Raw genomic sequence first — 18,789 nt, forward strand, 5'->3', positions numbered from 1 at the left:
GCCCGAGTCGGCCTGTGGCGCCCTGCGCTTCGGCGACAACGCCATTTCCAAGCACGCCCCTCCAACGACGCTCTGCCGCTGATCCCCGCCCGGCCTGCTCCGGCCCGGTTCTATTCCTGCTCGTCCGCGGAGAAGTCTGATGAATCAACACACCATTGATGTCCTGAAACCCGGGGCACCCCGCCCCTGTCCCAAATCCGATCCCGCAGCCATCGTCGGTGGTCGGGTGGAACTGCAACTACTGACCACCCTCAAGTGCAATCTCAAATGCACCTACTGCTCCCTGGGCGTGGGCGAAGTGCTGGGTTCCCAGACCCAGGTGGGCTATACCATCGACCACCTGGCCGCCTTCGTGGACAAGCACCTCAAGGAAAAGGAGGTCTACGTCACCTTCTACGGCGGCGAACCCCTGCTCAACGGCAAGATGATCCAGGAGGTCATGCAGCGCTTTCCCCTGTTCCGCTACCAGCTCCAGACCAACGGCACCCTGCTGGACAACCTGCCGGACTGGGTGTTGCACAAACTCTCCAACATCCTGGTGTCCATCGACGGTGGCGAGGAGACCACCGACGGCTACCGGGGCCGGGGCATCTGGCGCCAGGTGATCAAGAACGTCGGTCACGTGCGCGACCGGGTCGGCGGCACCGTCACCGCCCGGGTCACCTGGGGTCGACCGGACACCTGCTTCGAGGAACTGGACGACCTGGCGGAATCCTTTGACTACCTGTACTGGCAGTTCGTCGCCGACGAACACTACTTCGACGATTCGGTGGCGAAGCGCCAGGCGGTGCTGGTGCAGTTGATCGACAAGTTCTTCCGCCGTACCGACAAGCTCTACCCGCTAATTCCCCTGATGGGCATGGTGCGCAACAAGCTCTTCCCCTCCCGCGCCACCGAGCTCTATGCCGGCCAGACCCAGTGCCGGGTCTCCACCCACATCATCAACGTGATGCCCGATGGCAAGATATTCCCCTGCCCGGACATGATGTACGTGCCGGAAATGCAGCAAGGCGACATCATGGGCAACTGGCTCCGGCGCAGCCCCCTCCAGCCCCACCCGGACATGCCCTGCGAGGGCTGCGAGGCCTTTTCCTGGTGCCGCCGCAACTGCATGAAGAACCTCTATCTGGGCTATGTGAAAAACGATCTGCGCTACCGGACCAACGTGGTGGAACCCATCTGCGAATTGATCAAGTTCATGGGCCAGGAGATCGACCGCCATAACCCTGCGGAATGGTTTGCCCAGGCCAGCCTGCCGGTGCGCAATCAGGTCATCGGCGCCGAGGTCTACGAGTACTGCGAGATCATGCCTTAAGCCGGCCAAGCCTGAACCAAACTTGGAAGGCTTCGATAAGGGACGGTGCCGGTTGTCCGGAAAAGCAGCAGGAAGGCCCGCCCCCTCCCAGCCTCCCCCTCACGGGGGAGGCGACTAATTTGGCTCGCTACGCTCGTCCATTGGAACTGCCGTTCCAATACGTTGTTTCACCCTAAAATAGGCCAGACATACAGCCCAAGGAGTGTGCATGTCCGTCTATCTCGTCCTCACCGTCATCGGCAACGACCGCCCCGGCCTGGTCGGCGAGCTCTCCGCCGTGATCAGCCAGCATCAGGGCAACTGGCTCGAGTCCTCCATGTCGCGTTTGGCGGGCAAGTTCGCCGGCATCGTCAAGGTCTCTGTGCCCGAGGCCCATGCCCGCCCCCTGCAGCAGGCCCTGGAAGACCTGAGTGATCTTAAGGTCACCCTGGAGTCCTCAGCCATAGGCAGCGAATCCCGTGGAGGACGGCGACTGCACCTGAGCCTGGTGGGCCATGACCGCATCGGTATCGTGCGGGAGGTCTCCCAGGTGCTGGCTCGCCACGCAATCAACGTCGAAGCACTGGAAACCCATACCTCCAGCGCCCCCATGTCGGCGGAAACCCTGTTCCACGCCGAGGCCGAACTGTTGGCCGATGCCAGTCTCGACACCCGCACCCTGACGCTGGAACTGGAGAACATATCCAACGACCTGATGGTGGATATTTCCCTGGACGAAAAGATCAGCTGACAAACGCCCCCATGCACACCCAGGAGACGACAATGAAGGACGCTCCCCAGAACACCGATTACCTCGATCGCCCCGACAACACCCGGCTGAGCCATCTTCCCGGGGACTATGGCCTGCCCTTCCTGGGTTGCATGATCCCTCTGGTCAACAACCCTTCGGCCCTGATCGGAAGTTACTACGAACGCTATGGCCCGGTCTGCCGCACCCAGACCACCGGCCAGAAAATGGTCTGGGCTCTGGGGCCGGATTACAACCGGGACATCACCGTGGATAGCCAGCAACTGTTCTCCGCGCACATGGGCTACGACGGCATGTTGCGGGACTTCTTTGCCGGCGGCCTGCTGATGAAGGATTTCGGTGAGCACCACTTCCACCGTCGCATCATGCAGACCGCCTTCAAGACCGAATCCCTGAAACAGCATCTGGTGCAGATCAATGAACGTGTGAGTCGCGACCTGCCGACCTGGAGCAGCCGACCGGACTTTCATTTCTACCCCACCATCAAGACCCTGCTGCTGGACATCGGAGCCAAGGTTTTCATCGGTCTGGAGATGGGCAACGAGGCCCACCGCCTCAACCAGGCCTTCCTGGACATGATGGAGGGCGTGCTGTCCATCATCCGTCGCGACTGGCCTGGCCTGCTCTACCGCCGCGCCATGAATGGCCGCCGCAGCCTGGAACGCTACTTCCTCGAATTGACGCCCCAGAAGCGAACATCCACCGCCAACGACATGATGAGCCACTTTGCCCGGGAGCGGGACGAAGACGGCCAGCCTTATCCGGACACCGTAGTGAGGGATCACATCCTGTTCCTGCTGCTGGCGGCCCACGACACCACCACCAGCGCCCTGACCATGGCGGCTTATTACCTGGCCCGGAATCCGGAATGGCAGGAACGGCTAAGACAGGAGGCTGTCGGTACGGGCGGGGAAGCACCGGAGTACAACACCATCAAGGGCGGCCTGCCCCTGATCGAGCAGACCTTCCATGAAATTCTGCGCCTGCACCCCCCGGTGCCCCAACTGATGCGGCGCACCGTACAGGACACGGAACTGGGCGGTTATGAAATCCCGGCCGACACCCTGGTGGCCATCTCTCCCTCCTTCACCCACCGCATGAAGGAGTACTGGCGCGAACCGGACAACTTCGACCCGGACCGATTCGGCCCGGAACGCCTGGAGCACAAGGCCCACCCCTATCTCTGGGTGCCCTTTGGCGGCGGCGCCCACAAATGCATAGGCATGCACTTCGCCGACATCCTGTTCAAGTGCGTGATGCACGACATGCTGCGCCGTTACCGCTGGACCCTGCCCGATGGCTACCCGACCAATCCGGCGATCATGCATTTCCCCTTCTCCAAACTGAAGGACAACCTGCCCCTGCGCCTGGAACCTCTGCATTGACCGATATCGCACCACGCTCCCCCGTCCCTCATGCCGGCCCCGAACTACTGGCCCCGGCCGGCTCCCTGGCCATGCTGGAGACCGCCCTGGCTTTCGGCGCCAGCGCCATCTATGCGGGCCAGCCCCGCTACAGCCTGCGCACCCGCAACAACGACTTCGGCAAGCTCGATGCCCTGGCCCGGGGCATCGACCGGACCCATGCCCTGGGCCACAAGTTCTACCTGGTCAGCAACATCTATCCCCACAACGCCAAGCTCAAGACCTACCTGGCCGACATGGCGCCGGTGATGGCGCTGAAGCCCGACGCCCTGATCATGGCCGACCCAGGCCTGATGCTGATGATCCGTGAGACCTGGCCGGAGATGCCGATTCACCTTTCGGTCCAGGCCAACACCGTCAATCACGCAGCCGTGCGCTTCTGGCGCCAGGCCGGCGTCTCCCGTGTGATCCTGTCCCGGGAGATATCCCTGGAGGACATCGCCGAAATCCGTCAGGAGTGCCCGGACACGGAACTGGAGGTCTTCGTCCACGGCGCCCTCTGCGTGGCCTATTCGGGACGCTGCCTGCTTTCGGGCTATTTCAACCATCGCGACCCGAACCAGGGCACCTGCACCAACTCCTGCCGCTGGAAATATAAGGTCCATCCCCCCGGCCCCCTTCCCGAGGAAGGAGGAGCGCAAGCGCTCCCCCTGGGGAAATTGTTGGACCATCCCCCTAACCCCCTTCCCGGGGAAGGGGGCAACTGGTCACCTCCCCCGCTTGGCGGGGGAGGCCGGGAGGGGGTGCATTCTCCTGCCCAAGCAGGCTGCAGGCAAAGCCTGCAGCCTGGCGGCGGGGACCCCTACGATGACGAATTCCTGATCGAAGAGGAGACTCGCCCCGGCCAATTGATGCCCATCGAAGAGGACGAGCATGGCACCTACATTCTCAACTCCAAGGACCTACGAGCCATCGAGCATGTGCAACGACTGGTGGAGATCGGCGTGGATTCCCTGAAGATCGAGGGCCGCACCAAGTCCCCCTATTACGTGGCGCGCACCTGCCAGGCCTATCGCCGCGCCATCGACGATGCGGTCGCCGGCAGACCTCTCGACCCGCGCCTGGTGGGAGAACTGGAAGGCCTGGCCAACCGGGGTTATACCGGCGGCTTCTACGAACGGCACCCGGATCGGGAACACCAGAACTATCTCAAAGGCCACTCCGAATCCGGTCGTAGCCTCTACGTCGGCGACGTGGTGGCTTACGGCAGCGACGGTCTGGCTGAGGTGGAGGTGAAGAACCGCTTTGCCGTCGGCGACCGCATCGAACTCGTACACCCCTCCGGCAACCGGGAAATGGTCATCACCACCCTGCAAAACCGGGACGGCCAGCCCATGAACGTGGCCCCCGGCAGTGGTCATCGGGTACACCTGGCCCTGCCCCCCGATCTCGCCGGCGCCTTCGTGGCCCGCTTCATAGAGCCAAGCCATGGATGACGCGGTTCTGGCAGCCATGGCCCGCTGGCCCAATGTGCCCAATGTCTATGACTGGTTGTCCCTGGACCAGCGTGGCCGCTGGCGCATCAAGGGCGAAGTGGTGGGCAACCAGGCCCTGGCCCAATTCATCGGCCGCAACTATGAAGTCGATGCGCGGGGCTGCTGGTATTTCCAGAATGGCCCCCAGCGGGTTTTTGTGACCCTGGAATACACCCCCTGGGTTCTCTACCTGACCGCGCCGGGAAGGCTGGAGACCCACACCGGCCTGCCGGTGGAGGCGCCAGGATCGGTCTATCTGGACAACGAAGGCAACCTGCTGCTCGACACCGGCAGGGGCCTGGGCCTGATCTGCGACCGGGACCTGGCCGAACTGATCGAGTACCTGCGGCGACCAGATGGTTCAGGGGTGGAAATCGATGCCCTGGAGGAATTGTTGCTGGGCCGCATCCCCCTGCTCCACCTGCATGGCTTCGGCCCGTTCCTGCCGGTTTCCCCAATTCTCCGCGCCGATGTCGCCCGCATCGGCGGCCATGTCACCCACCCCAGTCCGTGAAGCTCATGGAAGATCGGTCACACTCGGCTCCGGCACAACTTTTTCACGCTATATCGATCATGGAATTCCGCGACGACCTGAAACTGAATCCTTTCGACCCACGGGAACAGGCCGATCTGGCCAGCCGCCTGGAAGACTTTCCCCTCTTTGCCGGCCTGGAGGCCCGTGAACTGGAAACCCTGGCCGCCAGCATGCTGACCGCCTCCGCTGCCAGGGGGAGCATCGTGTTCCAGGAAGGGGACCCGGGCCACTTCCTGGCCCTGGTGCTCGACGGCAAGGTGGAGATCAGCAAGGAAACCGACCACCGGAACAGCCGTCAATTGGGCCTGGCCACGCCCGGCAAGACCGTGGGCGAGATGGCACTGATCGATGGAGAGCACCGCTCCGCCACCTGTCGCTGTATCAACGACAGCCAACTGGCCCTGCTCACCGCCGCCAGCTTCCAGGGCCTGGTGCAAAAGACCCCGATGCTGGGCTTCAAGATCATGGCCCGGCTGGGCAAGATGCTCAGCCAGCGCCTGCGCCTGACCACCGGTCAGTTGGTGGATCACCTCTGACCGGATCGGAACCTCACATCACGAAGCGCGATACCGCCTCCTGGAGTTTTTTCGATTCATCCTCCAGGATGCTCATGGACTGGCCGGCCTTGGCGGCGGCCTCCGCGTTCTCCTCGCTGGCCCGGGCGATGCCTTCGACCTTCTGGGCGATGAGTTCGCTGGTCTGGGACTGGTCAAGCAGGGCCGACTGAATGTTCCCGGAAAATTCCTCGCTGCGCCGGGCGCTGTCGCGAATCTGCTCGATAGCCGCCAGGGCCTCCCGTGCATGGGCGGAAATGCTGGCCACCTGATCCACCACCTGGCGGATGTCTGCCACGGCCCGGCCCGAGCTGCTCTGGATGCCATCGATCATGCGGGAAATCTCCTGGGCCGAACTGGTGGTTTTCTCGGCCAGTTTGCGCACCTCGTCGGCCACCACGGCGAAACCCCGGCCCTGCTCACCGGCCCGGGCCGCCTCGATGGCGGCATTCAGGGCCAGCAGGTTGGTCTGATCGGCCACGTCCCGAATCACCTGGACAATGGTGGAAATTTCATTGGACTGGGTGCCCACCTGTTCCACCACCTGGGAGGCCGTCTGCACGCTGTCGGCGATGCGCACCATCTCGTCCGAGGCCCGCCGAATCACCCGCCCCCCCTGCTCCGCCAACGAGGATGATTCGTGGGCGATATTGAGGGACTCGGTGGCGCTGTCGCGGACATTGGTGACGCTGACGCTCAACTGTTCCACCGCTGCTGCCACATCCGAGGTAGCGGCGCTCTGACTGATGGCCACCTCTCCCACATGGGCCATGGAGGCCGACATGGCGGCACTGGAGGCCGCCGTCTGACGGGCATTGCTGACAATCTTGGCCACGATCTCGTGGAAATTCGCCAGCATCCGGTTCACCGCCGAGGCCGAACGACCAATCTCGTCGGAACCGGAAATGTTGATCCGGCGGGAAAGATCCCAGTCCCGACTGATGCCCTCGACACCCCGCGTCAGAGTCAAGAGGGAGCTGGTAATGCGATTCACGATCATCAGGGCCAGCAGCACCACTACCGCCAGGGACACGGCCATCACGATCATCAGCAGGTTGCGCACGGTCTTGTAGCGTTTCTCGGCCTCGCCGGTGCGGTCGTTGTTGGCAACAATGTAACTCTCGATCTTGTCGCAGATGTCATCTATGTTGTCGGCAACTTCCTTGCCTCCATCGCCGGCAAGCTGATCCACCTTGCGGGGCGCATCCCGGTCTGCCGGATCGTAGGCCTTCAGCGCCTCCTGATAATGGGTGCTCAGGGCCGCATGTTTCTTCGCCGTCTCCGCCGCCAGGGTGCCGATCTCCCGCACGTATTCGTCACTGGATTCTCCCAGTTCGGTGGCCAGCTTGTTGAGGTTGTACTGAACCTTGCCCCCCTGCTGCTCGAAACGCTTGAGATTGGCGTCGAAAGCCTCCTGCTTGTTGCCCCTGAGCAGGATGTCCTTCCAGGCCTGGCCCTGGGTCAGGTAGGCCTGGCGCGCCTCGTTGGCATTGGCCGTGCTCTCCACGCTGTTCTGGATTTCCGCGAACACCGTGGTCACGGTGACATTGAACTTGGCCAGTTCCACGATGCCGGTAACGCCGATGACGATAAATCCGACAATGCTGACGCCCGCCAGCAGAAACAGTCGGGCACGTATGGTCATGTGTTCCAGCATTTCAGCCTCCTGCCAATTCGGGAAGAATTGATTGTAGTCGCCGCTACAGGCCGGAAACGCCCGAATTGAGGCTGCTTATCCCGGCCTAACGATAAATCCCACTCTATTGACATGGAAAATCATCAACGGCACCGAGCGTGGCTGTCGAGCGCAGCGAGCCGATGGGTAGCCCCGGGGCAGGGATGGGGGGGCGTTCAATTGGCCTTTGCGAATTTTCATCCTCGGGGGTGGGGCTGGCGACCATGCGCGTTAACCTGGCTATAGAGGAAAGTGCACCGACACCCGCAGGCCCCGGCCCACGGAACTGTCGTCCAGTTCCAGGCGAGCCTTGTGGAGTTGGGCGATGCGGGCAACAATGGACAGGCCCAGGCCGGAACCACTCTCCCTGCTGCCTGCGATACGATAAAAGCGGTCCAGGACATGGGCCCGTTCCGCCGCCGGAATGCCGGGCCCCTGATCCTCGATCGACAGACAGGCGGCGTCACCCGCATCGTCCATCCGGACCCGCACCCGGCTCCCGACCGGGCTGTAGCGCACCGCGTTATCCAGCAGATTGCGCAGCAGCACCGAGAGCAGCACCGGCTCCCCCCGCACGGCCAGGGGGGCGCCTTCCTCCAGTGCCAGTTCCACCCCCTTGTCCAGAGCCTGGGGGGCAATGCGGGCCAGGGCGTCGATAACGCAGGCCCGCAGGTCACAGGTCCCCAGGCCGGTGACTCGGCTGTCGCTGTCCAGGCGGGCCAGGGTCAACAACTGTTCCACCAGATGGGTGGCCCGATCCGTCGCCGCAATCACATTGGATAAAGCCCGCTGCCGCTCGGCCTCGTCCTGGCTGGCCTGGGCCACCTGGGCGTGGGTACGCATCGCCGCCAGGGGAGTGCGCAATTCGTGGGCAGCGTCGGCGGTGAAGCGGCGTTCCTGTTCCAGGGAGCCGGCGATGCGGCCCAGCAGGCTGTTGAGCCGCTCCAGGATGGGGTGCAGCTCGCTGGGCGCGCCCTCCAGGGAAATGGCGTCGAGCCGGTCGGGAGAGCGCTGGCCGATGGAGTCCGCCAGCCGGGACAAGGGTGCCAGGCTGCTCCGGATCAGCAGGATCAGAGCCAGCCCCAGCAGGGGCAGCGCCAGGGCCAGGGGCTTGAGCAGATGCAGGGCCAGTTCATGGGCCACCACCTGCCGGGCGGCGTGGGCCTCCCCCACCTGCACCTGTTGCCGGACATGGGGATCCCGCAGGCTGTAGATGCGCCAATCGGCGCCATCAATGGTCACATCGGAAAAACCCTCATCCTTCCCCGACAAGGGGTGATCCGGGGCCGTGGCAGAATGGGCCGTCAGCTTGCCGTCCTGCCAGACCTGGAAGGCCACCTTGCGGGCATAGGGATGATTGGGCAGATGCTCGGCGATTTCCTCCGCGTCGTCCCCCACGAAAGCCGCCAGGAGCGAAGCCGTCTGGGCCAGATGAGCATCGAACAGTTCGTCGGACTCGTGCATGGCCTCGCGCCAGGCCAGGAAACTCAAGGCCACCCAGATCAGCAGCACGATCACCAGGGTGCCCAGCAGCAGGCGCAGACGGAGGGAATGCCTCATACCCTGGGTACCAGATAGCCCACGCCCCGCACGGTGCGGATCAACTCCGGCGCCAGCTTGCGACGCAGATGATGGACATGGACCTCCAGGGCATTGGATTCCAGCTCCTCCCCCCAGGGATAGAGCCTGGCCTCCAGTTGAGCCCGGGTCAGCACCGTGCCGGCATGGAGCAGCAATTCTTGGAGCAGGGAAAACTCCCGGAACGACAGTTCCACCGGCCGGCCCTCCCAGGTGACCTGACGGGCCGCCGGGTCCAGCACCAGGGGACCATGGACCAGTTGGGGAGCCGCGCCCCCGGCGGAGCGGCGGATCAGTGCCCGCAAGCGGGCGCCCAGTTCCCCCAAATCGAAGGGCTTGATCATGTAGTCGTCAGCACCGCCATCGAGACCGGCGATCACGTCCTGGGGCGTATCCCGAGCAGTGAGGATAAGCACCGGCAAGGTCGAGCCTCCCGCCCGCAGGCGGCGCAGCAGCTCCAGGCCGGTAAGCCGGGGCAGCCCCAGATCCAGCACCAGGGCCGAGAAGGGCTCGGCTTGCAGGGCGTTCAGACCCGCCACGCCATCCTGCACCCAGTCAGCCTGGAAGCCGGCCTGGCGCAGGCCGGCCTGGATACCCTCCCCCAGCAGACTGTCGTCCTCGACGATCAGGATGCGCATTCAGTCATCGTCTCCATGGTGATGATCTTGCCCGGTCCCAACCGCCCCCGGATTCATCAGGGCCGGCCAGGTGCCCTGGACCAGATTCCAGCCCAGGACACCGAGCACCAGGACCAGCAGCAGAGCAATGATGCCATGGGCACGGGAAATTCCCGCGGCCGCCTCCCCGGATTTACGCCCGGTAAACATTGCCTTCACCAGATTCTCCTTGTGCAGCCAGCCGGACAGGGCTACCCCCAGCACATGGATCGCCACCAGGGCCAGCATGGCGCTGGCCAGTGCCTCATGAACCTCCTCCAGGACATCGACCCCTATTTCATTGAAATGCAGCCAGCCGCTGATACCTGTACCCAGGCCCAGGAGCAGCAGCAACACAATGGCCAGGGCACCCGCCGGATTGTGGCCCACATGATGTTCCGGTTTATTTCCCAACAGGCTGCGCAGATAGCCCAGCACCGCCGACGGTCCCCGCACGAACTGGGGAAAACGGGCATAGCGGCTGCCTACCAGCCCCCAGACCAGACGCAGGCCGATCAGGGCCAGCAGCAGATAGCCGGCCAGCAGATGAATGCCCTGATAGCGCTCCGACTCGGATGTGAGCCAGGCCAACGCAAAACAGCCCACCAGGGACCAGTGGAAGATCCGCACCGGCAGATCCCAGACCAGGATGCCCTGTTTCATGATCGATCTCCTTCACGATGGCGATAGCCGGCGGGCAGCTTGATTTCCCCCTCGGCGAAACGCCCCTTCGCCGCTCCCTGATGGCAGGTCTCGCACCGGGCGGCGGCGGGGCGACCCGGGCTGCTCTTGACCGGCAAGTTCCCATGCTCATGGCGGAACCAGGCGGTCGTGGTGATACGGGCCTCGGCCCCGACGGGACGATGCTTGTCGCGGCCGCTGGCCTGCCGGAAAAGAAAGGCGGCGATCTCATCCCGGGCCTTGGCCTCCAGACTGGCATCGGTACCGAAGTGCCGATCCAGCCGGCCAATCATCTGCTTCCAGCCCTCGCTCCCCAGCAACTGGGGCGGATAGGGCAAATGACAGTCGCCGCACTCCTGGACGTAATTGGCCGGATAGGGCCCATAGATATGATCTCCAGCCCGGGCGGCTGGCACCAGAGCAGCCAGAACAAAAGAGGACAGCACAGCGAACGGAATGGTTTTCATGGAATGATCCTCAAGACTTGATGGACAGCAGATAAGCCAGCAGATCGCCCTTCTCGCCAGGGGTGCAGGCACGGCTCAGTACATCCTTGCAATTGCGGCGGAACCATTTCTCCACCTTGTCCGGATTGCTGAAGCGTTCCCCGTTGGCGACCGGCGCCAGTGGGCGGATCGCCTTGCCCGTCACCGTGTGACGACCCGCGGCGGCGGGATTGTCGGTATGGCAGGTGGAGCAGCTCCAGTCGCCACCATGCCGGGCGCGGAAAAAAGCCTCGCCCCGGCGGGGAGAAAACTCCCGGAACGCCGGATCGGCAACCCGGGCCTCGGCCGCGAAAGACGCCAGCAACACCTGGGGCGGCACTGCCTGGGCGTTGCCGGCCCAGACCAGGCCGACCAGAACAAGAACGGGGATACGCATCATGGGCTCCTTGACTGAACAGACGGGAGCCATGGTGGAGGAGGGAGATTAAGGAATTCTTATGCCGGGACTCGCCCCGGCGGGCGAGGGGCGATGCCCTCGCCCATGGCCCATAAAGCGCACCCCCACCTATCCTCCCCCGCCTGGCGGGGGAGGTAACCAAGTCACTCCGCCCGTGAGGCGAGGATGGGGGTAGGCACACTATCAGCGCACCAGCACGGCGGCTTGCCGACGTGCCCTGCGGGCTCCCCTCCCTCCACAAGCCCCGCCGGGCCGGCGGCTAAACTCGCCTGCGGCTCGAACAACGCCGCCGGAAATCTTCCGGCGGGACTTCCGACCGTCGGCGAGTCAGAAGAGGATAGGGTACCGAGCGTATCGCGTGTGCATGAACCTAGCAGGGGTCTGTTATGCTTTCGGGAAATTCCGTCACCCGAGAACCGGGGTCGGTCTGACTACTTCTGAAAATATTTTCCATATTTGGCAGAAGATTTCCAGATATGGATGTTTGGGTGAAACGCACACATCACGTTAGGTTGCACAACCCACACTCAGCGAACGCCATGTCCGAAAGTCCCCTCAACGCCGCCTTACGCCAATTCGAAGCCGTAGAGGCAAACCTCGTAAAGGCGGAGAAGGTGCTTCAAGCTATCGATGCAGCAGTCCCACAAGGAATTGCATTTGGCGAGAGCACTGAGTATGAACAGGACTGCCGTGATTTTCAGGCAATCTTCGACACACTCCCAAGGATTGATGGTTGGAAGCCAGACGTCTGCGTCATGGGGCTCGACGAAATTGCGCAGTGTCGTCTAGATGCCCAAGAAGTCGGAGAAATTGAGTGCATCGTCTCGGTCGAAAACCAAATAGCTGAGCCATCCAAGCACTTGGGGGAATATCGGTATCGATTCAATCGAAAGCGGCGGGAGTTAATTCGAGACTCGCTAAACGAGCTAATAGATACCATCGACGGGTTGCTGCGCGAGCTTTCGCAATTGATCGCGTCTGAGACTGCATCTCACCAAAAGGTCGAGTCGGAGTCGTTCGAGACGCTTAAGCAGTATGTAGCTCAGATCGGAATGCTTCTGGGCAGTAGCGTTGCAAAACCTCCTCGCTGGTCCGACCTGCATAGGCACCTATCTTTCGGGTTGCTCGGCGATCTTCATGACATCGTCGAACATGATTGGCCCGCCGTGAAGGTCGGACTTCGGAAGTCGATGTACGGAGAGAAGGAACCCGTGCCAATTGAGATTGAAGATATTGGTGCAATTGTCAGCACCAGACCACGCGGCCCCGTCGCAACGCGACTGAAATGGGAAAGCCTGTCAGACGACTATTTTGAACGCCTACTCTTCGCTCTTATTTCGGCGGAGGATGGCTACGAAAACCCAGAATGGCTAATGCGCACAAATGCCCCCGACCGAGGACGGGATCTTTCCGTATATCGAGTATATGCGGATGCACTTGGCGGGACGATCCGGCAGCGGGTAATCATTCAATGCAAACACTGGCAAACGAAGAGTGTTGGTCCCGCAGAAGTGGCGACGCTAAAAGAACAGATGAAGCTTTGGGAACCGCCACGAATTGATATTCATGTAATCGCCACGAGCGGTCGTTTCACGTCAGATGCGGTAGCTCTCATCGAAAGACACAACCAGTCTGATACCGCGCTTCGAATTGAGATGTGGCCCGAAAGCCATCTTGAGAGGCTGCTTGCCAGTCGCCCGGCAATAATCGCTGAGTTTGCGTTGCGATGAAGTGCAACCTAATCGGGGAAGGGCCGGCTTCTAACCGGCCCTCCCCTCACCACCCACCGTGAGGGTCCGCAGTGGCCGGTTCAACGAGATGACTCGGTAATCCCCCCCCATCACCCCAAGAAATGAGGGATTTCCGGCGACGTTGTCCGAGCCGCAGACAAGGGGCATAGTCCAGCGGTCCAGGGAAACATCATGAATTCCTCCGCGACTCTCGCGTTAAAGAATTCGACCAAGCTGCCGTAGAATCCTGATCATGCTGATCCGCGCCACTCTTACGCTACCCCTGATCGCCCTTGCCCTGACGGCCTGCGACCAGTTGGGAATCGACACTCCGGCCCAGACCGCAGCCCGTATCGAGGCCGACGGCAAAGCCGTGGGCGGTGCCTGCCGCCATGCCGGACGGGCACTGGAGGACTGCTATCTGATGAACCGGCGCGCTTCCAAGGCGGCGGTGTATGCGGGCTGGCGTGACATGGATGCCTACATGCGGGAAAACAGCATCTCCGTGGTGGCCCCCATCGGGGATACCGAGGAAGGCGCACCAACCCCGGAAAAGAAACCGGAGCCCGCCCCTGCGGAAAGCCCGGAAACGAAGCCTGCGGAAGCCGCAGGCGGGACGAAGCCGTCTGAGGCGTCTGGCGAAAAGACGGCCCCCAAGCCGCCTGAAAAGTCTTCCGGCAAGGCCACAGCCAAGCACAGCGCCGTGACCTTCTCCCTCCGCCCCCTGGCCTGATGCGCACTTTTCCTGTGCGGGCACGGTCTTTCCAGTAGAATCAGTACCTTCCACGCCTCGCCGGTTAGCGTGTTCGAGTCATCAAGGCTCGCGTCCCAGCATCCCCATTGTTGCCTGAACCGGTACCCCGCAAGGGGCAGGCCTGTTCAGGAGTATTGATGAAGTTCGAAGATCTCGGGCTGTTGCCCGAACTGCTGCGTGCCGTGCATGAAGCCGGCTACACCACACCCACCCCGATCCAGACCCAGGCCATTCCCATCGTGTTGCAGGGCCTGGATGTCATGGGCGGCGCCCAGACCGGCACCGGCAAGACCGCAGGCTTCACCCTGCCCCTGCTGCAACGCCTGGCCCGCCATGCCTCTACGTCCCCCTCCCCGGCCCGGCACCCGGTGCGCGCCCTGATCCTGGCCCCGACCCGTGAACTGGCAATGCAGGTCCACGACAGCGTCAAGACCTACAGCAAATACGTGCCCCTGCGCTCGGTCTGCATCTACGGCGGCGTGGACATCAAGCCCCAGATCGCCGAGCTGCGGGAAGGCCGCGAGATCGTTGTCGCCACCCCGGGCCGGTTGCTGGACCACGTGGAGCAGAAGAGCGTGAGCTTCGCCCAGGTGGAAGTGCTGGTGCTGGACGAAGCCGACCGCATGCTGGACATGGGCTTCATCCCGGACATCAAGCGCATCCTGGCCATGCTGCCCAAGGCACGCCAGAGCCTGCTGTTTTCAGCCACCTTCTCCGACGAGATCAAGAAGCTGGCCGACGCCATGCTGAAGAACCCCCAGTTGATCGAGGTGGCCCGGCGCAATGCGATCAGCGAGACCATCACCCACCGGGTGCATCTGGTCAGCACCGATCACAAGCGCCACCTATTGCTGCATCTGCTCAAGGAATCCAAGCTGTCCCAGGTGCTGGTCTTCGTCGGCACCAAGTTCGGTGCCAGCCGGCTGGCCACCTGGCTGGAACGCCAGGGTGTCAACGCCGACGCCATCCATGGCGACAAGAGCCAGCAGCAGCGCACCGAAACCCTGGAGGCCTTCAAGAGCGGCGCCCTCCAGGTGCTGGTGGCCACCGACGTTGCGGCCCGGGGCCTGGACATTGACGATCTGCCCCATGTCATCAACTACGAACTGCCCCATGTGGCCGAGGACTACGTGCACCGCATCGGTCGCACCGGCCGCGCCGGCAAAAAGGGGGATGCCACTTCCCTGGCCAGTCCCGAGGAGAAGTTCCGCCTGACGGACATCGAGAAGCTGATCAAGCTGAAGATCGAGCAGGTGGAGGTTCCCGGCTTCGATCCCGGCGCCGCCGTGAAAAGCGAGGAGCGAGGAGTCCGCCACGGTCACCTGCGGGAGCGGGAGAGCCGGGGTGTGCACGGCCCCCGGGCTGCAGTCAAGCTGCCAACGCCCGCCCTCCGCGTCCCCACCGTCGCCGCCGACGGTTTCGATTTCAGCAAACCCTACGCGCCGAAAACCCAACCCGGCGCCGACGCAGCCACGGAAACCGTACCGCGCCGCCCACTACGGCCGGTGGCAGCCTTGCTGGGCGGCCTGGGCAAGAAATAAGCCTCACCACGTCTTACCGGGGTGTGATGCACCAAAGAAAACCCCGCCTCTCCTTGATCGGAGAGGCGGGGTTCGTCAGCGTTCCGGCAGGATGACCCGTCAGGCCACCAGGGCCATTTGCACTTCCTCCAGCATCTTCTTGGCATCACCGAAGAGCATGCGGTTGTTGTCCTTGTAGAACAGCGGATTGTCCACGCCCGCATAGCCGGACGCCATGCTGCGTTTCATCACGATGGAGGTCTTGGCCTTCCACACCTCCAACACCGGCATGCCGGCGATTGGGCTGGTGGGATCCTCCTGGGCCGCCGGATTGACGATGTCGTTGGCACCGATGACCATGGCCACATCGGTCTCAGGGAAGTCCTCGTTGATCTCGTCCATTTCCATCACGATGTCGTAGGGCACCTTGGCCTCGGCGAGCAGCACGTTCATGTGTCCGGGCATGCGGCCGGCCACCGGATGGATGCCAAAGCGCACATTGACGCCAGCCTCCCGCAGGTGCCGGGTAATCTCGAAGACCGTGTGCTGGGCCTGGGCCACTGCCATGCCGTAGCCCGGCACGATAATGACGTTCTTGGCTTCCCGCAGCAGTTCGGCGGTCTCCAGAGCACTTACCGCCACCACCTCGCCGGCCGGCTGGGAACCATTGGCCGCCGCCGGCGCACCGCTGCCAGTGCCAAAGCCCCCCGCGATCACGCTGATGAAGTTGCGGTTCATGGCGTTGCACATGATGTAGGAGAGGATGGCGCCGGAGGAGCCCACCAGGGCGCCGGTAACAATGAGCAGGTCGTTGGACAGCATGAAGCCGGTGGCCGCTGCCGCCCAGCCGGAATAGCTGTTCAGCATCGACACCACGACAGGCATGTCGGCGCCGCCGATGGCCATCACCATGTGGATGCCGAACAGCAGGGAAATCACGGTCATCACGATCAGCGGCGTCATGCCGGCGCTCACCGACTCGGCGTGAAGGAACTCGCGACAAAACCAGATCACCAACAGGAGCCCCATCAGATTGAGCCAATGGCGCGCCGGCAGCAGCAGGGGCTTGCCGCCGATCCTGCCGGAAAGCTTGCCGAAGGCGATGATCGAGCCGGAGAAGGTCACCGCGCCGATCAGGATGCCGATGTAAATCTCGATTTCATGAATGGATTTCTCGGCGCCGACCAGGATGGTGGATGTATCGATGTAGCTGGCGAAGCCCACCAGACAGGCGGCCAGGCCCACCAGGCTGTGCATCAGGGCGACCAGTTCCGGCATCTGGGTCATCTGCACCACACGGGCCGCATAGAGGCCTATGCTGCCGCCCACCACCATGGCACCGACAATCCAGGGAATGCCTGCCGCGTCGACCCGTGGTCCGAAGACCGTGGCCAGCACGGCGATGGCCATGCCGATCATGCCGTAAAGGTTGCCGCGCCGGGAGGTCTCCGGATGGGAGAGACCTCCCAGGCTGAGAATGAAAAGAATGGTCGCACCGATATAGGCGACAGTTGTAAGGCTTACAGACATGGGTCGTCTTCCTTCTTATTTGCGGAACATCGCCAGCATGCGGCGGGTCACGGCGAAGCCGCCGAACATATTGATTGCTGTCAGCGCGATGCCGGCAAAGGCCAGCCAGCGAATCAGCTCATCCGGCCGGCCGGCACCCGCGTTTCCCAGCAAGGGTGGCGCGATCTGGACCAGGGCACCAATCGCGATGATGCTGCTGATGGCGTTGGTCACGCTCATCAAGGGCGTGTGCAGGGCTGGCGTGACGTTCCACACCACCATGTAACCCACGAAGCAGGCCAGCACAAAAACGGTGAAATGCCCCAGGAAAGCCTCTGGTGCGTTGGCGCCGATGAACCAGAACAGGGCAGAGGCCACACTGAACATGATGGCAAGCTTGCCGGCCGCCATCGGTGTGTGATCACGGTGACCATGGCCCTTCTTGGCGGGTGCCGCCACTGGCATGGCAGCCGGCTTGGCGGCAGGAGCCGCCGCCAACTTGGGCGCAGGCGGCGGCCAGGTGATGTTGCCTTCCTTGACGACCGTGAGGCCGCGGATGGCATCATCGTCCATATTGACGTTGATGACGCCATCCTTGGTCTTGCACAGTTCCTCGGCCAGGCGGAACAGATTGGTGGCGTAGAGGGTGCTGGACTGCCGGGCCATGCGGCTGACCAGATCGGTGTAGCCGACGATGGTCACGCCATGCTTCACCACCACCTGGCCGGGTTCGGTCAACTCGCAGTTGCCGCCCTGCTCGGCCGCCATGTCGACGATGACGCTGCCCGGCTTCATGCTCTTCACCATCTCGGCGGTGATGAGCTTGGGCGCCGGCTTGCCGGGGATCAGCGCGGTGGTGATGATGATGTCCACCTCCTTGGCCTGCTTGGCATACATCTCACGCTGGGCCTGCTGGAAGCCCTCGCTCATCACCTTGGCGTAGCCGCCGCCGCCGGAACCTTCTTCCTCATAATCGACCTTGACGAATTCGCCGCCCAGGGACACGACCTGATCAGCCACTTCGGCGCGGGTATCGTTGGCGCGCACGATGGCGCCCAGGCCGGCGGCGGTGCCGATCGCCGCCAGGCCGGCCACGCCTGCGCCTGCGATGAATATCTTGGCCGGCGGAACCTTGCCGGCGGCCGTGATCTGGCCATTGAAGAAACGGCCGAAGGCATTGGCGGCCTCGATGACCGCACGGTAGCCGGCGATGCCGGCCATGGAGGTCAACGCGTCCATCTTCTGTGCGCGGCTCAGTTGGCGCGGCAGCGAGTCGATGGCCAGCACGGTGGCCTTCTTGGCTGCCAGTTGATTCATGAGTTCCGGGTTCTGCGCTGGCCAGATGAAGCTCACCAGGGTACCGCCTTCGCGCATCAGGCCGACTTCGTCTGCATTCGGGCCACGCACCTTGAACACGATGTCGGACTTCGCCCAAAGCTCGGCGGCGCCGGTAATGATCTGGGCGCCGACAGCACGATAACTATCGTCGTCGAAATTCGCAGCATCCCCGGCACCGGATTCCACTGCGACTGCAAACCCCAGCTTGATCAGTTTCTCGACAACTTCGGGAACGGTGGCGACACGCTTCTCGCCCGCGAAGACCTCTCTTGGCACTCCAATTATCAGGGACATCAAACACACTCCCGTACGGGTTGTTATAGGCATAATGGCTGTAATCCGCTCACCGGACAACTCTGGGATCATACCCAAAAGTTGCCAAACTTTCCGATTC

Annotated in this window: 17 protein-coding genes; 9 read left to right on the top strand and 8 right to left on the bottom strand. The window is 62.8% G+C overall.

The window, feature by feature from the left end; translation table 11 throughout:
* Window positions 1–139: 139 nt before the first annotated feature.
* The 6 genes from DENOEST_RS13305 (at window position 140) to DENOEST_RS13330 (ending at window position 6,033) form a co-directional block, all read left to right on the top strand.
* Window positions 140–1,315, top strand: coding sequence for a radical SAM/SPASM domain-containing protein (locus DENOEST_RS13305; protein WP_145771063.1), 1,176 nt, complete (start codon window positions 140–142; stop codon window positions 1,313–1,315).
* Window positions 1,316–1,523: 208 nt separating this feature from the next.
* Window positions 1,524–2,045, top strand: a complete 522-nt coding sequence (locus tag DENOEST_RS13310) for a glycine cleavage system protein R (RefSeq protein ID WP_145771062.1) — start codon at window positions 1,524–1,526, stop codon at window positions 2,043–2,045.
* A 32-nt stretch (window positions 2,046–2,077) separates the two neighbouring features.
* Entirely contained in the window at window positions 2,078–3,448 is a 1,371-nt protein-coding gene (locus DENOEST_RS13315; RefSeq protein WP_170228224.1) for a cytochrome P450, read from the top strand.
* A 71-nt stretch (window positions 3,449–3,519) separates the two neighbouring features.
* On the top strand, window positions 3,520–4,923 hold the full coding sequence (locus tag DENOEST_RS13320) for a peptidase U32 family protein (protein WP_145771080.1): 1,404 nt from the start codon (window positions 3,520–3,522) through the stop codon (window positions 4,921–4,923).
* Window positions 4,916–5,476, top strand: coding sequence for a DUF2946 family protein (locus DENOEST_RS13325; RefSeq protein ID WP_145771060.1), 561 nt, complete (start codon window positions 4,916–4,918; stop codon window positions 5,474–5,476). The genes DENOEST_RS13320 and DENOEST_RS13325 overlap by 8 nt, the downstream gene beginning before the upstream one ends.
* A 59-nt stretch (window positions 5,477–5,535) precedes the next feature.
* Window positions 5,536–6,033 carry a cyclic nucleotide-binding domain-containing protein gene (locus DENOEST_RS13330; RefSeq protein ID WP_170228223.1) on the top strand — a complete coding sequence of 166 codons (498 nt, stop codon included), beginning with the start codon at window positions 5,536–5,538 and terminating at the stop codon, window positions 6,031–6,033.
* A gap of 13 nt (window positions 6,034–6,046) precedes the next feature.
* Here the strand turns inward: DENOEST_RS13330 and DENOEST_RS13335 are convergent, their stop codons facing one another.
* The 6 genes from DENOEST_RS13335 to DENOEST_RS13360 form a co-directional block, all read right to left on the bottom strand.
* A complete protein-coding gene (locus tag DENOEST_RS13335; RefSeq protein ID WP_145771058.1) occupies window positions 6,047–7,708 on the bottom strand; it encodes a methyl-accepting chemotaxis protein in 1,662 nt (553 codons plus the stop codon).
* Between the two features lie 258 nt (window positions 7,709–7,966).
* A complete protein-coding gene (locus DENOEST_RS13340) occupies window positions 7,967–9,286 on the bottom strand; it encodes an ATP-binding protein (RefSeq protein WP_145771057.1) in 1,320 nt (439 codons plus the stop codon).
* Window positions 9,283–9,942, bottom strand: a complete 660-nt coding sequence (locus tag DENOEST_RS13345) for a response regulator (RefSeq protein WP_145771056.1) — start codon at window positions 9,940–9,942, stop codon at window positions 9,283–9,285. The genes DENOEST_RS13340 and DENOEST_RS13345 overlap by 4 nt, the downstream gene beginning before the upstream one ends.
* Window positions 9,943–10,623: a cytochrome b/b6 domain-containing protein gene (locus DENOEST_RS13350; RefSeq protein WP_145771055.1), complete on the bottom strand. Its 681-nt coding sequence runs from the start codon at window positions 10,621–10,623 to the stop codon at window positions 9,943–9,945. It lies immediately after the preceding gene.
* A complete protein-coding gene (locus DENOEST_RS13355; RefSeq protein WP_145771054.1) occupies window positions 10,620–11,108 on the bottom strand; it encodes a cytochrome C in 489 nt (162 codons plus the stop codon). Before DENOEST_RS13355 ends, DENOEST_RS13350 begins: the two co-directional genes overlap by 4 nt.
* A gap of 10 nt (window positions 11,109–11,118) precedes the next feature.
* On the bottom strand, window positions 11,119–11,526 hold the full coding sequence (locus tag DENOEST_RS13360; RefSeq protein WP_145771053.1) for a DUF1924 domain-containing protein: 408 nt from the start codon (window positions 11,524–11,526) through the stop codon (window positions 11,119–11,121).
* Window positions 11,527–12,083: 557 nt separating this feature from the next.
* Here DENOEST_RS13360 and DENOEST_RS13365 point away from each other — a divergent pair.
* The 3 genes from DENOEST_RS13365 (at window position 12,084) to DENOEST_RS13375 (ending at window position 15,569) form a co-directional block, all read left to right on the top strand.
* Window positions 12,084–13,274 (top strand): restriction endonuclease, encoded by a 1,191-nt coding sequence (locus tag DENOEST_RS13365; RefSeq protein ID WP_145771052.1) that lies wholly within the window; start codon window positions 12,084–12,086, stop codon window positions 13,272–13,274.
* A gap of 253 nt (window positions 13,275–13,527) precedes the next feature.
* Entirely contained in the window at window positions 13,528–14,007 is a 480-nt protein-coding gene (locus DENOEST_RS13370) for a hypothetical protein (protein WP_183148259.1), read from the top strand.
* A 158-nt stretch (window positions 14,008–14,165) separates the two neighbouring features.
* Window positions 14,166–15,569, top strand: coding sequence for a DEAD/DEAH box helicase (locus DENOEST_RS13375; protein WP_145771051.1), 1,404 nt, complete (start codon window positions 14,166–14,168; stop codon window positions 15,567–15,569).
* A 99-nt stretch (window positions 15,570–15,668) separates the two neighbouring features.
* On the opposite strand, the gene pntB is transcribed toward DENOEST_RS13375, so the two are convergent.
* Entirely contained in the window at window positions 15,669–17,078 is a 1,410-nt protein-coding gene (gene pntB / locus DENOEST_RS13380) for a Re/Si-specific NAD(P)(+) transhydrogenase subunit beta (protein WP_145771050.1), read from the bottom strand.
* 15 nt (window positions 17,079–17,093) lie between these two features.
* Window positions 17,094–18,689: a Re/Si-specific NAD(P)(+) transhydrogenase subunit alpha gene (locus DENOEST_RS13385; RefSeq protein ID WP_145771049.1), complete on the bottom strand. Its 1,596-nt coding sequence runs from the start codon at window positions 18,687–18,689 to the stop codon at window positions 17,094–17,096.
* Window positions 18,690–18,789 lie beyond the last annotated feature (100 nt).

This window comes from Denitratisoma oestradiolicum, assembly GCF_902813185.1.
In the GTDB taxonomy this organism is placed as follows: domain Bacteria; phylum Pseudomonadota; class Gammaproteobacteria; order Burkholderiales; family Rhodocyclaceae; genus Denitratisoma; species Denitratisoma oestradiolicum.